The 14159-nt window shown below is 59.7% G+C and carries 14 protein-coding genes and 1 pseudogene; 7 read left to right on the top strand and 8 right to left on the bottom strand.

What is annotated here, in order from left to right:
* The 6 genes and pseudogenes from ACIQ3A_RS05895 to ACIQ3A_RS05870 all read left to right on the top strand — a co-directional run.
* Nucleotides 1-431: pseudogene (locus ACIQ3A_RS05895) on the top strand (hypothetical protein); the annotation flags it as partial.
* A 459-nt stretch (nt 432-890) separates the two neighbouring features.
* Nucleotides 891-1502 carry a hypothetical protein gene (locus tag ACIQ3A_RS05890; protein ID WP_396430826.1) on the top strand — a complete coding sequence of 204 codons (612 nt, stop codon included), beginning with the start codon at nt 891-893 and terminating at the stop codon, nt 1500-1502.
* An 84-nt stretch (nt 1503-1586) separates the two neighbouring features.
* Nucleotides 1587-1865: a BrnT family toxin gene (locus ACIQ3A_RS05885; RefSeq protein ID WP_396430825.1), complete on the top strand. Its 279-nt coding sequence runs from the start codon at nt 1587-1589 to the stop codon at nt 1863-1865.
* Complete coding sequence (locus tag ACIQ3A_RS05880) at nt 1849-2148, top strand: BrnA antitoxin family protein (protein ID WP_396430824.1); 300 nt, start codon at nt 1849-1851, stop codon at nt 2146-2148. Before ACIQ3A_RS05885 ends, ACIQ3A_RS05880 begins: the two co-directional genes overlap by 17 nt.
* 167 nt (nt 2149-2315) lie before the next feature.
* Nucleotides 2316-3293, top strand: a complete 978-nt coding sequence (gene dapD, locus ACIQ3A_RS05875) for a 2,3,4,5-tetrahydropyridine-2,6-dicarboxylate N-succinyltransferase (RefSeq protein WP_396430823.1) — start codon at nt 2316-2318, stop codon at nt 3291-3293.
* A gap of 4 nt (nt 3294-3297) precedes the next feature.
* Nucleotides 3298-3642 carry a hypothetical protein gene (locus tag ACIQ3A_RS05870; protein WP_396430822.1) on the top strand — a complete coding sequence of 115 codons (345 nt, stop codon included), beginning with the start codon at nt 3298-3300 and terminating at the stop codon, nt 3640-3642.
* Nucleotides 3643-3659: 17 nt separating this feature from the next.
* Here ACIQ3A_RS05870 and ACIQ3A_RS05865 read toward each other — a convergent pair whose 3' ends face one another.
* The 3 genes from ACIQ3A_RS05865 to ACIQ3A_RS05855 form a co-directional block, all read right to left on the bottom strand.
* Nucleotides 3660-5756, bottom strand: a complete 2097-nt coding sequence (locus ACIQ3A_RS05865) for an acetoacetate--CoA ligase (protein WP_396430821.1) — start codon at nt 5754-5756, stop codon at nt 3660-3662.
* A gap of 74 nt (nt 5757-5830) precedes the next feature.
* Nucleotides 5831-6160, bottom strand: a complete 330-nt coding sequence (locus ACIQ3A_RS05860) for a hypothetical protein (protein WP_396430820.1) — start codon at nt 6158-6160, stop codon at nt 5831-5833.
* Entirely contained in the window at nt 6157-6726 is a 570-nt protein-coding gene (locus tag ACIQ3A_RS05855; protein WP_396430819.1) for a cob(I)yrinic acid a,c-diamide adenosyltransferase, read from the bottom strand. The genes ACIQ3A_RS05860 and ACIQ3A_RS05855 overlap by 4 nt, the downstream gene beginning before the upstream one ends.
* A gap of 155 nt (nt 6727-6881) precedes the next feature.
* On the opposite strand from ACIQ3A_RS05855, the gene ACIQ3A_RS05850 reads away from it, so the two are divergent.
* Entirely contained in the window at nt 6882-8309 is a 1428-nt protein-coding gene (locus ACIQ3A_RS05850) for an FAD-binding oxidoreductase (RefSeq protein ID WP_396430818.1), read from the top strand.
* 3 nt (nt 8310-8312) lie between these two features.
* Here ACIQ3A_RS05850 and ACIQ3A_RS05845 read toward each other — a convergent pair whose 3' ends face one another.
* The 5 genes from ACIQ3A_RS05845 to ACIQ3A_RS05825 are packed head-to-tail and all read right to left on the bottom strand — an operon-like array spanning nt 8313 to nt 14147.
* Nucleotides 8313-10079, bottom strand: a complete 1767-nt coding sequence (locus ACIQ3A_RS05845) for an ATP-binding protein (protein WP_396430817.1) — start codon at nt 10077-10079, stop codon at nt 8313-8315.
* Nucleotides 10076-11836, bottom strand: coding sequence for an ATP-binding protein (locus ACIQ3A_RS05840; RefSeq protein WP_396430816.1), 1761 nt, complete (start codon nt 11834-11836; stop codon nt 10076-10078). The genes ACIQ3A_RS05845 and ACIQ3A_RS05840 overlap by 4 nt, the downstream gene beginning before the upstream one ends.
* Nucleotides 11837-11850: 14 nt before the next feature.
* Complete coding sequence (locus ACIQ3A_RS05835; RefSeq protein WP_396430815.1) at nt 11851-12768, bottom strand: ParB/RepB/Spo0J family partition protein; 918 nt, start codon at nt 12766-12768, stop codon at nt 11851-11853.
* Nucleotides 12769-12770: 2 nt separating this feature from the next.
* Nucleotides 12771-13349, bottom strand: coding sequence for an RBBP9/YdeN family alpha/beta hydrolase (locus ACIQ3A_RS05830; protein ID WP_396430814.1), 579 nt, complete (start codon nt 13347-13349; stop codon nt 12771-12773).
* Nucleotides 13350-13376: 27 nt separating this feature from the next.
* Nucleotides 13377-14147: a ParA family protein gene (locus tag ACIQ3A_RS05825; protein ID WP_396430813.1), complete on the bottom strand. Its 771-nt coding sequence runs from the start codon at nt 14145-14147 to the stop codon at nt 13377-13379.
* Nucleotides 14148-14159 lie beyond the last annotated feature (12 nt).

Raw genomic sequence — 14159 nt, 5'->3', positions numbered from 1 at the left:
ACTGGCAAAAAGACTACATCGTCTGGGACATGTGCTGCGGCGTGGGCAACCTGGAGGTGAAACACAGCAACCCGCGCAACATCTACATGAGCACGCTGGACCAAGCCGACATCGACGTGATGAAAGCCACCAAAACCTGCGTGTCGGCGCAACGCTTTCAATACGACTATCTGAACGATGACATCACCGAAGACGGCGAGATTGATTACGCCCTGAGCAACAAGGTGCCTGCGGGGCTGCGCAAAGCCATTGCGGAGGGGAAAAAAATTTTGGTGTTGATCAATCCGCCTTATGCGGAGGTTGGAACGGGTGCTGACATTGGCAATAAAGCCGGGGTTGCAAGTACCAAATTTGCTGCTGCGGCGATGGGTCAGTATGGAAAAGCCAGCAACGAACTCTTCACACAATTTGTAGCCAGAGTTGCGCAATAAATACCATCTGCGACGTTAGCGATGTTCAGCAAAATGAAGTACATCAATGCTCCAAATTTTGAAAAATTCAGAGCTGTATGGCGTGCCAAATACTTGGGTGGATTCATCGTTCACAGCAAATCTTTTGATGGTCTTAAAGGCAATTTTCCTATCGGTTTTTTGATCTGGGAAACCGACAACAAAAACTCAAAGGCACGCAGTTTCACATCAATTGCAGTCGATGTATTTGATAAGTCCGTAAAACCGATTGGAGAAAAAACTTTTTTCAATTTACCCAATTTATCAATGCTGAATGTATGGCTGAAGCGGCCAAAGAAGAACAATCAACCTGCATTGCCTTTAAAGAATGGCATCGCCCCAGCAACTTCCACACCGCGAGTAAGTGCGTGGTCAGACGGGGCGATTGGCTACATGTATTGCGGAAAAAATGATCTGCAACATGCAAACCAGCAAACCGTGTTGTTTTCGGCACCATACGGACAAGGTGACGGTTTTTATATCAACCCACAAAACATTTGGCAGGCAGCAATTATCTTTACTGTTCGCAGAATCATCAAACCCACCTGGCTCAACGACCGCGATCAATTTCTCCAACCCACCGAACCACTCACAGAAGAGTTCAAAACCGACTGCCTGTTGTGGATGCTGTTCAACGGCAGCAACCTGACCGCCAGCGCCAACAACCTGGAATGGAACGGCCAAAAGTGGTCCATCGTCAACCACTTCATCCCCTTCACCGAGGCCGAAGTCAACGCCCCCGACCGCTTCGAGTCCGACTTCATGGTGCAGTACCTGGCAGACATTACCCTGTCCGCCGAAGCCACGGCGGTGCTGGATGCCGGGCGCAGCTTGTGGACAGCCTACTTTGCCCACACCGACGTGCGCACCGTGCGCGACCAATACAAACTCAACCGCGCCGATGTGGGCTGGTACCAAGTGCGCAACGCCCTGGGCGAGCGCAACAAAAGCGGTGACACCGCCCCCATCAACTTCAGCCCCTTTGAGGTGGCCTATCAAGCCCTGACCCACAAGCTGCGCCCACAGGTGTTCAGCCTGGGTTTTCTGCGCTAAAGCGAGTGGAGCCCGCCAGCGCTTGAAGTTTGTCCGCTTCAAGGCTGGCCTTCACAGCAGTAAAAGTTGATTTTCAGTAGCTACATGAATAGAATGCATATCGAGTTCGATCCGATCAAAGATGCCTCCAATCAGATCAAGCATGGTCTGTCACTGGACATGGTCGACGAACTCGACTGGGAATCCGCGCTGGTATGGGTTGATGATCGGTTTGAGTACAAAGAAAGGCGAATGATCGCGCTTGCGCCCAAGACCGAAATTCTGTACTTCGTGGCATTTGTTGACCGCGCACAAACCCGAAGAATCATCAGTCTTCGCCGTGCCAATCGACGCGAGGTAAAGCACTATGTCGACCATTTCTAAGCGCCCCACTGTCCGCATGCCAAGTTTGCAAGAGGACAACGCCATCACCACCGCAGCCCGCAGTGATCCGGATGCACAGCCGCTCACGCCCTCGCAACTGAAGGCCATGGTCCCCCTCAAAAGCTTGCGCGGCCGACCCAAATCCGATAACAAAAAACAGCTGGTGTCCGTGCGGTACAGCCCGGAGGTGCTGGCCTACTTCAAGTCCACCGGGCAGGGTTGGCAATCGCTCATGGACAGCGTGCTGCGCCAGTACGTGGCCAGCCATTCCGGGGGCGGCTAACTTGCGGTTGGCCAAACTGGTCATGGGTGTCTCACACCCGGCCAAATTTCATTTCACATGGGCATCGTTTAAGACGGTCGGTGCCAAAAGCCGCCATCCCCGATAATCCCCCCTTCAGATTCCCAACGGCCCGCACGCACTGCGGGCCATTTTTTCGGAGCAGACGCATGAGCACCTACCAAACCACCGGCGCACGCGCCACTGGCCTCGCGACCCTCGCCGCTGACGGCACCGTGCTGGACACCTGGTTCCCAGCCCCTGAACTGGCGGGCGATGTGACCGCCAGCGGCAGCACCCACCTGACCGAAGCCGAAGCGGTGGCCGCTCTGGGCGCTGATGTGGCCCACGCAATGACCGCCTGCGCCGTGCGCGGCACTTTCGTGGTCGCCGTGCGCACCGAAATCAAATCGCTGGCCGACGCGCCTGCCGACACGCACGACGCCTACCTGCGCCTGCACTTGCTGAGCCACCGCCTGGTGTTGCCGCACGGCGCCAACGTGACCGGTATCTTTGGTCTGCTGGCCAACGTGGCCTGGACCAACTTTGGCCCTTGCGCCGTGGGCGAAGTGCCCGCCGCACGCATGAAGGCGCGCGCCGCCGGTCGCCTGCTGGAGATCAAAGGCGTCGACAAGTTCCCGCAAATGACCGATTACGTTGTGCCCTCTGGCGTGCGAATTGCCAACGCCGACCGCGTGCGCCTGGGCGCGCACCTGGCCAGCGGCACCACGGTCATGCACGAAGGTTTTTGCAACTTCAATGCGGGCACCTTGGGCGCCAGCATGGTCGAGGGCCGCATCAGCGCGGGTGTGGTGGTGGATGACGCCAGCGACATCGGCGGCAGCGCGTCCATCATGGGCACGCTTTCGGGCGGTGGCAAAGAAGTCATCCAGGTTGGCAAGCGTTGCCTGCTGGGCGCGAACGCCGGCATCGGCATCTCGCTGGGCGACGACTGCATCGTCGAGGCCGGTTGCTACATCACCGGCGGCAGCCGCGTGCAACTGCCCGATGGCAGCGTGATCAAGGCCAAAGAGCTGTCCGGCAAAAACGGCATCCTGTTCCGCCGCGATTCACAGTCTGGCGCTTTGCACGCCATTCCGCGCAACAAGAGCTGGGGCGAGTTGAACGCCGAGCTGCACAAGAACTGACGCCATGGCAAAGCGTCCAGCACTCAACTTGAAGTGGGCCGTCATCGCCGTTTTGGGCCTGCCCTTGGTGATGGCGCTTTTGCGCCTGCTGTGGCCAGACATCTCCTGGGGCTTCCTGTTTCTGTTTGGCCTGCAAGTGATGCTGCTGCTGGCCACGCTGCAATTGGTGGCGACCAGCATTTGGCAACCTGGAAGCCGCTGGCAGTTGCCCGGCAAACCGACTGGCTCACCGCGTCGCATCTTTGAAAAAAGAGGGGCCTTTGTGGTCGCTCTGAGCGCCATGGGCCAACGTGTCAAAAGCGCGCTTCAAGCCCCCGTGTTGCGCCTGCTGAAGCGCAAAGCGCCCTGAATTTTTAACCGCGGGCTTCAGGCCTTGGCCAGGTGCTGCCTGGCCAAATCCACATACCACTCCAGGCAACCCGGGTTCGCCATCGCGTCCTTGTTGACCACCTTTTCAAGCGGCTGGCCGAGCATGAGTTTCTTGATCGGCAGCTCCTGCTTTTTGCCTGACAGGGTGCGCGGAATCTCGGCCACCAAAAAGATTTCGTTGGGAATAAAGCGCGGGCTGAGTGCGACCTTGATGGCGTTGTTCAAGCGGGCCTTGAGGGCATCGTCAAACACCGTGCCGGGGCGCAACACCACAAACAGCGGCATGTAACTTTCTTTGCCCAGGTACTCCAGGTCCACGACCATCGAGTCCATCACTTCGGGCAGGGCTTCAACGGCGCTGTACAGCTCGCTGGTGCCCATGCGCAGGCCGTGGCGGTTGATGGTGGCGTCGCTGCGCCCAAAGATCACGCAGCCTTCGCCCTGGCCTTGTTCATTGCCGATGCGCAACCAGTCCCCATGCCGCCAGACGCCGCCCATGCTGGCCGGGCCATCACCGCCGCCTGGCTTTCGGCCGTGGCCTGCCGGGTACATCTCGAAATAGCTGCTGAGGTAACGCGCGTTGCCCTGGTCACCCCAAAAGAACAAAGGCATGGACGGAATCGGTTGTGTGCAGACCAGCTCGCCCACCTCGCCCTGGACCGGTTCGCCCGCCTCGTTCCATGACTCAACGGCGGCGCCCAACATGCGGCACTGCATGACGCCCGCCTCTTGCGGCAGCTCGCGGTGTCCGCCCACAAAGGCGCCCGCAAAGTCGGTGCCGCCCGAGAGGTTGCACCACCAAATGTCTGTGCCGATGCGCTTGAACTGCTCGGTGCCCCAGTTTTGCGTTTCGGGTGACAAGGGTGAGCCAGTGGTGCCCAGTGCACGCACCCCCGACAGGTCGCCGCAACGGGCAATGTCCAGGCCGGCTTTTTGGCAATTGGCAAAAAAAGCAGCGCCAGCACCAAAAAAAGTGACCTTTTCTTCGGCCGCCATGCGCCACAAGATGCCCCAGTCAGGGTTTTCCTTGCTGCCGCCCGGGTTGCCGTCGTAGATCACGCAGGTCACGCCATTGAGCAGGCCCGCCACCTGCGCGTTCCACATGACCCAGCCGGTGGAGCTGTACCAATGAAAGCGTTCGCCCCAGCTGTTAGGGTGGTAGCTGCAGCCCACGTCGTTGTGCAGGATCTTGTTGGCCAGGGCCACGATGACGGTGCCGCCATGGCCGTGCACGATGGGCTTGGGCAGGCCGGTGGTGCCACTTGAATAAACGATCCACAAAGGGTGGTCAAAGGGCAACCACATGGGCTCGAAGGCCTCTACGTCGGCAGCGTTGCGTGCCGTGATGGTCGCCATTTGCACGCTGGCTGCCACGTCGCAGTTGGCCAGGTCGAGGGTCCCCAGGTTCTCGTGGATGATGACGTGTTGCACGGTGGGCAGCGCGTCTTTCAGCTCCTGCACCACGCTCATGCGGTCGAAGTCACGGCCACCATAGCTCACGCCGTCGACTGCAATCAGCACCTTGGGCTCAATCTGCCTGAAACGGTCGAGCACGGCATGCGTGCCCATATCGGGTGCGCAGATGCTCCAGACACCACCAATGCTGACCGTGGCCAGAAAAGCCACCATGGCTTCAGGAATGTTGGGCAAATAGGCCGCTACGCGGTCACCGGGCTGCACGCCCTGGGCCTGCAAATGCAAGGCCATGGCAGCGACCTGGCGGCGCAACTCGGGCCAGCTCATTTCTTGGCGCAGGCCTTTTTCATTCAGGCTGATGACCGCCAAAAACCCAGCCTCATGCGCGGGCTTGGCGTGGCGCAACACCTGGTGCGCATAGTTGGTCTTGGCCCCCGGAAACCACTTGGCCCCGGGCATGACGTTGTTGGCCAGCACCGCCGTGTACGGCGTGATGGACTCGAATTGGAAATAATCCCAGATGCTTTGCCAAAACGCATCCAAATCAGTCACCGACCATCGCCACAGGTCGTTGTACGTGGCAAAACTCAGGCCACGTTGGTCACGCAACCAATTTTGGTACAGCCGTATTTGGGGCACGTAGGGGGCGAGTGTACGGAGCAAGGGTTCGGTATTCATCAGAGACAGCGTAGCAGTGGGCGCACAGCGGTGTCACGCCGAAAACCCTCAAAACATGCACTTAGGCGACAGCCTCAGGGTGCCACGACTTCACAGCGCCCCTGGCCAGAAGCCAGCCCGCGAAAGTCGCTGGTCCACTGTGCCTGGCCCAGGTCAAGCTGAATGCGTTCGTTGTCAAGCGCCGTGGAGACGCCCCTGGGGTTGACGGAAAAGCTGTAGGGTGACACGCCGTCAATGCGCAAAGCACGAATGGTTTTTCGATCCCAGTCCACCTGAACCTCACGCACCCAAGTGCTGCGTTCGGGCATGTAGGACACAGCGCACGACAAAGTCACCGTCTGGGTGGCGGCATGTGTCTGACCAACCCACAAAGCCGCCATCGCGATGAGGCGCAGGCAGCTCATGCCGATTTGGGTTCTTTGTTCATGCGTTCGCTCTTCCAGTACACGTCATCGCCGCCATTCATGCGGTTGAGCACACGGGCCAGCACGAACATCAAATCAGACAGGCGGTTGAGGTATTGGCGCGGTGTTTCGTTGATGGCCTCTTCGTTGCCCAGAGCAACGCAAGCGCGCTCGGCCCGGCGGGCCACAGTGCGGCAAACGTGCGCTTGCGACGCGCCGCGCGTGCCGGCGGGCAAGATGAACTCTTCGAGTTTGGGCAGCTGCTCGTTGTAGGTGGCCAGTGCGGCATCCAGTGCCGCCACAGCTTCTTGCTTGAGCAACTCAAAACCAGGAATGGACAGCTCGCCGCCCAGGTTGAACAACTGGTGCTGCACTTCGACCAGCACATCACGCACGTCAAAGGGCATGTCTTCACAAAGCAGCAGACCGATGTGTGAGTTCAACTCGTCCACCTCGCCCATGGCGTGCACGCGCAAGCTGTTTTTGGACACGCGCTGGTTGTTACCCAGCCCAGTGGTGCCGTTGTCACCGGTGCGGGTGGCGATTTGTGTGAGTCGGTTGCCCATGGAGATGTCCTTATTTTGCAGCGCACATTGTGTCTGCCGATTGTCGGCCAAGTCCCACTGACTTGTCTGACACCGGACAGCAAGCCCCGGATTTGAGGCGTAAACTGCGTTTTCTAATGCTTGGCGGGCTCGGCCTGTCACCACCGGAGACACCCATGAACGCCCCCACCGCCACCGCCCACTTGGCCCCCGCAGTCGCTCAGCGCGAAGTGCCCGAGGCCTTTTTGGTCGCCCTGAAGTCTCGCTTCAAAGACAACTGCTCCACCGCCCTGGTCGTGCGCGAACAACATGGCCGCGACGAATCAGCCTTCACGCATGTGCCACCACCCGCTGCCGTGGTGTTTGCCGAATGCACGCAAGATGTGGCCGATGCCGTTAAGTTGTGCGCGCAATTCAAGGTGCCCGTGATTCCGTTTGGCGTGGGCTCGTCGCTTGAAGGTCATTTGCTGGCCGTGCAAGGCGGCATTAGCATCGATTTGATGCGCATGAACAAGGTGCTGTCCATCAACGCCGAAGACCTGACGGTGACCGTCCAGCCCGGCGTGACGCGCAAACAACTGAACGAAGAGATCAAGTCCACCGGCCTGTTCTTTCCGATCGACCCGGGTGCCGACGCCACCATCGGCGGCATGAGCGCCACCCGCGCCAGTGGCACCAACGCCGTGCGTTACGGCACCATGCGAGAAAACGTGCTGGCCATGGAAGTGGTCACCGCCCAGGGCGACGCCATTCGCACAGGCACGCGCGCCAAAAAATCATCGGCCGGCTACGACCTGACCCGTCTGATGGTGGGTAGCGAGGGCACCCTGGGGGTCATCACTGAAGTCACCGTGCGCCTTTATCCCTTGCCCGAGGCCGTTTCCGCCGCCATCTGCTCCTTTCCGAGCATCGAAGCGGCGGTGCGCACCGTCATCCAGACCATCCAGCTGGGCGTGCCGATCGCGCGTGTCGAGTTGATCGACCACAACAGCGTGCGCATGGTCAACGCCTACGCCAAGCTGGGCCTGCGCGAAGAGCCTTTGCTGTTGATGGAGTTCCATGGTTCGCCTGCCGGCGTGAAAGAGCAAGCCGAAACCGTGCAAGAGATTGCCAGCGAATTTGGCGGCAATGCCTTTGAATGGGCCGTCACCCCCGAAGAGCGCACCCGCCTGTGGACGGCACGGCACAACGCTTACTTTGCCGCGGTACAAAGCCGCCCCGGCTGCCGTGCCATCAGCACCGACACCTGCGTGCCTATTAGCCGACTGGCCGACTGCCTGCTCGACTCGATCACCGAAACCGATGCCAGCGGCATTCCCTACTTCCTGGTGGGCCATGTAGGCGATGGGAATTTCCACTTCGGTTACCTGATCGACCCGAACAATCCCGAAGAGATTGCCAAGGCCGAGGCCTTGAACCACACGCTGGTGTCTCGCGCACTGCGTCTGGGCGGCACCTGCACTGGCGAGCACGGCATCGGCCTGCACAAGATGGATTTTCTGCGCACCGAGACAGGTGAAGGCGCTGTTGACATGATGCGCACCATCAAGCGCGCACTGGACCCGCACAACATCATGAACCCCGGGAAGATTTTCTCGATGTGAAGCTCAGGCGACGGGCGTGATGGGCGCACCGCGCAACAACAAGGCTTCAACCTCGTCACACAGTTGAACGGGGTCAAACGGCTTGAGCAGCAAGGCACTCAGGCCCGCGTCTTTGAAGCGCTCCAAGTCCTGCGGGTTCACATTGGCCGTCAGGCCAATCACCGGTGACAAGCCATGCGCCGTAACGGATTGGCGCATGGCCTGTGTCGTTTGCACACCATCCATCACCGGCATGACCATGTCCATGAAGACCAGATCAAAGCGCTGCTGACGCCATTTTTCCAACGCCTGTGCGCCGTTTTCGGCCTCGACCACCGTGCAGGCAGGCCAGCCATTTTTCAGCACCTGTTTGACCAGCAAGCGGTTCAGTCCGTGGTCATCCACCACCAAAAAATGCCAGGCTTGGCTGGCGGTTTGCAGCACCTTGGCCGCTTGGGCTTGCACGGGCCTGGGTGCTTGCTGCGCGCTCAAAGGCAGGCTGAACCAGAAACAAGAGCCTTGGCCGGGGGTGCTGTCAAAACCGATCTCGCCATCCAGCAACTCCACCAGACCTTGCGTGATGGCCAGGCCCAGGCCATTGCCGCCATAGCGTTTTTGAATCTCGCCTTGGGCTTGCATGAAGCGGGTAAAAATATGGGGCTGGTCGTCAAAGGGAATGCCAATGCCCGTGTCCTCCACCTTAAACAACACGCCCGGGTTGTTCCACTGCACACGCAGCACCACCTCGCCTTGGTGCGTGAATTTGAGGGCATTGCCCAGCAGGTTGACCAGGATTTGCATCAAGCGGTGCCGGTCGGTGCTGACCCACTCAGGCACGTCGTCTTCAATTTCGCAGCGGTAGGCCAGCTGCATGCTTTTGACGCACGGCACAAACAAATCAAAGGCATGGCGCACCGTCTCGCGCAGAGCAAAGGTTTCGGCATGCGCAGTCAACCGGCCAGATAGAAATTGCGAGTAATCCAGCACGTCGTTGATGACCGTCATCAGGTGGTCGGCCGACTGGCGGGTGTGGGCCAAGATTTCCTGCGCACGCGGTTTGTTGTGCACGCGTTTTATCAACAAGCTGTTGAAGCCCAGGATCGCATTCATGGGTGTACGCAGCTCGTGGCTGACCGAGGCAATGAAGTGCTCACGCAATTCGAGTGCCTGCTCCAGCTCCTCTTGTTTTTTCTCCAGCTCTTGTTGCCGCAAGCGGCTTTCGCGCAGGGCCGCCCGGTACTGTCGGTCGTACACCAAGGGCACCAGGACCAGCATCACGGTGACCATGGCAAAGGTGGCGAAAGCGTAGCTGCTTTGTGCATCGTCGCTGGGCAGCGTTTGCAACAACCAGCCTTGACCGGTCAAGACCGCAACCCCCATTTGCGCCACAAACACCATGCCCAGCCACAGATAGCCGGCACGGGGACCAATGATGTAGAAGGGAATCACTGGCAAGATCAGCAACCAGGACAAGCGCGGCGAAAACAATCCGCCCGAAGTCCACGCCGCGTGAATCAAGTAGACCACGCCGATCAGACAGATCAGATGAATCGCTTGACTCAAGTGCATGCCACGGCTGATCAGCACCATCTGCAGCACCATGGCCAAGCCAAAGCCTACCGAGGTCATGGGGGCCTGGTGGTAGGGGTTGATCAACGGAAAAGTCAGCAAGACGATGGTCAACAAGGCCTCAAATAAGAACAGGTACGGCATCTTGCCGTGCCTGAAAGCGGCGGGCAGACAAGGCACCACCACCTGCTCGAGCCATTGGGACCAGCGAAAGCGCCTCATGCCGCCACCTCTGGCCGTGCAAACACTTCAGACAAGGTGCTGATCATGCGTTCGGGGTCCATGGGTTTGTAGAGCACCTGATTCATGCCGGCATCCAGACAACGCTGGCGGTCCACCGGGTTGGTGTTGGCCGTCAAGGCCACCACAGGCAAGTTGCACAAGGGCAGCGGCAGTTGCCGCAAGCGACGTGTGACCTCCATGCCATCCATATCGGGCATGACCATGTCGATCAAGGCCACATCAAAATGCTGGGCCTGAATCAGGGCCAAGGCCTGGCCTCCTGAGCTGGCCGTGGTGACACGCACCGACGGCCAGGTCTTGCACAACTGCAGCTGCGCGACCATCAGGTTCATGGCGTTGTCGTCGACCACAAGCACGTCAAACACGGTGTCACTGGGCAATAAGGCCTGGCCAGACCGGGTGTGTTCGACCGCCCCTTGCGCAGGCTGGAGCGGCAACTCCAGCCAGAACAAAGCACCTTGCCCGACCGCACTTTCCACCCCGATTTTCCCGCCTTGCAAGACCACCAAACGCTCGCAAATGCTCAAGCCCAAGCCGGTACCCCCAAAGGCCTGGTTGGTGGCCACATCGGCCGATTCAAAACGGTTGAAAATTTGCTGCTGGCGTTCCGGCGCGATGCCTCGGCCCGTATCTTGTACCGACACACGCAGCATTTCGCCTTGTTGGCTCAGCTGCAAAGAGACTTCTCCACGGGCGGTGAACTTGATGGCGTTGTCCAGCAGATAGCCCAGGATCTGCGCCAAGCGTTGGCGGTCCATCCAGATTTGCGACGGCAGCTCAGGTGCCACGCGATGCCGCCAGGCCAGGCCTTTGGCCTGGGCGCGGTCCTTGAAGGGGAGGACTGTGGCTTCCAGCCAAGGGGCCAGGGCACAGACCTCAGGGAAGAAATTCACACGGCCTGCTTGCAGCTGGGCAAAGTCCAAAATGTCATTGACCACATGCAACAGGTGCTCAGTGGATCGGCGAATGTGCTCGGCGATTTCGGCATTGGCCGGGTCGTCCGCCAGCTCTTGGCGCAACACGCCATTAAGGCCCAGGATGGCGTTCATGGGCGTGCGCAGCTCATGGCCCACGGCGGCCACAAATTCGTCTTTGTGCGCCTGCGCCTCGATCAAGTGGATCTGCGTGGCTTCCAGTTCGCGGTTGCGCTCTTGCACCACCGCCAACTGGGTGTGGTGCACGCGGTCATACCATCGCAACACCAACACCAAACTGGCGGCCGCAAAGACATGGTTGGACAAGGCCCACAAGAGCGTGCCCGCGTTGAGTGGCGGGCGCACCATGTCGCCGCTCAGCGTCGCCATCAGCAACCAAAGGTAGACAGCGAGCAACAGCCCCATCCAGGCCGCGGCGCCCCGAGGCCCCAAGAAAAACAGCGCGGGCACGGCCAGCACCGTCAAAAAGACCAGGGAAGACGAGTTGATCCCACCGGTGGTGGTGGCGATGTACACCACCAAGGACATGGCCACCAACAAGGCGCCATTCACCATCCAGAAGTGCAGACGGCGCGAAAGCGCAAATGGCAGCATGGCCAACATCACCGCCACAGTCAACAAATTGGCGCGGTGGTCGTAATCGGACTGCGGCAGGAAATAAAACAGCAGCGCGTTGGCACCAATCATCAGCATGCACACGGCCAGCAATTGTTCCCGATCAAAGCCCAAAGTAGGGCCCAAGGATGGCTCGGGCCGCCACCAACGCAGCAGCATTTGACGCAAGGGCATGCGCAGGTTCATCGTGCCGGTGTACCTCAGCCGCGCAGACGGTCTATCAAGCCGTTGAGCGCTTCGAGCGAGCCAAACTGAATCGACAGCTCGCCCATCTCTTGGATCTTGCCATGGCGTTTGACGCGTTTTTTAATGCGCACCTCAACCTCCGCCATCAGCAAGTCGGCCAGCTCTTCTTCGACCCGGCGAATGTCACGGGACTTTTCCTTGGTGGCTTTTTGCGTCACCAGGTTGAACTCGGCACCGAGTTTCCTGACCAGGCTTTCGGCCTCGCGCACCGACAACTTTTTGGCCGCGATCTGGTTGGCGGCGGTGATTTGTGCCGCTTTGTCCAAAGACAGCAAAGCACGGGCATGGCCCATGTCGAGATCACCGGCCATGAGCATGGTCTGCACGGGGTCGGCCAGGTTCAGCAAGCGCAGCAGGTTGCTGGCCGCGCTGCGCGAACGGCCAACCGCCTGCGCTGCCGCTTCGTGAGTGAGTCCAAACTCTTTAACCAGGCGTTGCAATCCTTGGGCTTCTTCCAGGGGGTTGAGGTCTTCGCGCTGGATGTTTTCAATCAAGGCCATGGCCGCAGCGGCTTCGTTGGACACATCGCGCACCAAAACAGGGACAGACTCCAGCCCCGCCAGGCGCGAAGCGCGAAAGCGTCGCTCGCCCGCGATGATTTCATACTTTCCGGCGTTTTCACCCTGGGTGAGTTGGCGTACCAGGATCGGCTGCATGATGCCTTGCGCCTTGATGGATTCGGCCAGTTCGTACAAAGCGCCTTCGTCCATGCGGGTACGCGGCTGGTACATGCCCGCCACCATCTGGTCGAGTTTGAGCTGGGTGGACACGCCCGTTTCAGCGGTCATGTCTGCAGGGGGAGCGTCCTGCACTTTGGGGCCCAGCAGGGCTTCGAGTCCGCGGCCAAGGCCTTTGGGTTTTTTAGTGACCATGGTCAATCCTTCAGTAATGTTTGCAAGAGCGCATGACCCAGAGGCCAATCGCCCAGCGATGAATCGGCGTTGATGTGCCCGGCTGCACCCAGGTCCACCCAGCGGGCACCCCAGTCATGGGCCAAACCCTGGGCACGCTTGGCAGCGCAATACGGGTCGTTCTGGCTACCCACCAGGATGCTCTTGAAAGGCAAGGCTTGGCGCAAGATGGGTGCCCAGCCAGGCAAGCGGTTATTCAGCTCGGGGTCTTCGGTATCGCCAGGGGCCACCAACAAGGCCCCGCGCACGCGAGCTGTGTGCCGGGAGAACGCCGCCCAAGCGGCCACCAGAATGCACCCCAGACTGTGCGCGGCAAAAACCACCGGGCCTGGCGAGTCGATGACGGTTTCATCCAACCGGGCCAACCAGTCACCCCGGCGCGGTTGCATCCAGTCGTTTTGCGCCACCACGGTATAGCCATGCAAACGCGCCCAATGCAACTGCCAATGTTCAGGGCCGCTGCCTTGCCAACCCGGCAGGATCAACACCGTCGCGGCCTGCGTCAAAGTGCCGTCAAGGGTCTCATGCGCCAACAAGGTCATGTTCGTGGTGCGGTGGTTTGTGGTGGCTCAGAGCGTGGGCGCACGCCGCACCAGCTCTTGCGCAAAATCGACGTAGGCCAGGCTGCCTTTGGCCGAAGCATCAAACACCACACCGGGCAGGCCATAGCTGGGCGCTTCGGCCAAGCGCACGTTGCGCGGGATCACGGTGTCGAACACCTTGTCGCCAAAGTGGGCCTTGAGCTGGTCGCTGACCTGCATTTGCAGGGTAATGCGCGGATCGAACATGACGCGCAGCAAGCCGATGATTTTGAGGTCTTTGTTCAGATTGGCGTGCACCTGCTTGATGGTGTTGACCAGGTCCGTCAGGCCTTCCAGTGCGAAGTATTCGCACTGCATGGGCACGATCACGCCATGGGCCGAACACAAGCCATTCAGTGTCAACATCGACAAGGATGGCGGACAGTCGATCAAGACAAAGTCGTAGTCGGCATCGACCACCGCCAAGGCATTTTTCAGGCGTTGATCGCGGTGCTCCAGCTGCACCAGCTCCACCTCGGCCCCGGCCAGCTCACGGTTGGCGCTCAGCACGTCATAACCGCAGGCATCGGCCTTGACCAGGGCTTCGGCAATGCTGGCGGATTCAAGCAATACGTCGTACACGCTCAGCTCTACATTGCGTTTATCGATGCCTGACCCCATGGTGGCGTTGCCTTGCGGGTCCAGGTCAACCAGAAGGACACGTTGCCCGACTTTGGCCAAGCCGGCCGCCAGGTTCACGCTGGTGGTGGTTTTGCCCACCCCGCCCTTTTGGTTCGCAACGCAGAAAATTTTGGCCATGGTGCTGACTCG

Source organism: Limnohabitans sp., assembly GCF_044361985.1.
Lineage (GTDB): Bacteria > Pseudomonadota > Gammaproteobacteria > Burkholderiales > Burkholderiaceae_C > Limnohabitans_A.
This window is presented reverse-complemented; position numbering and strand designations above follow the sequence as displayed.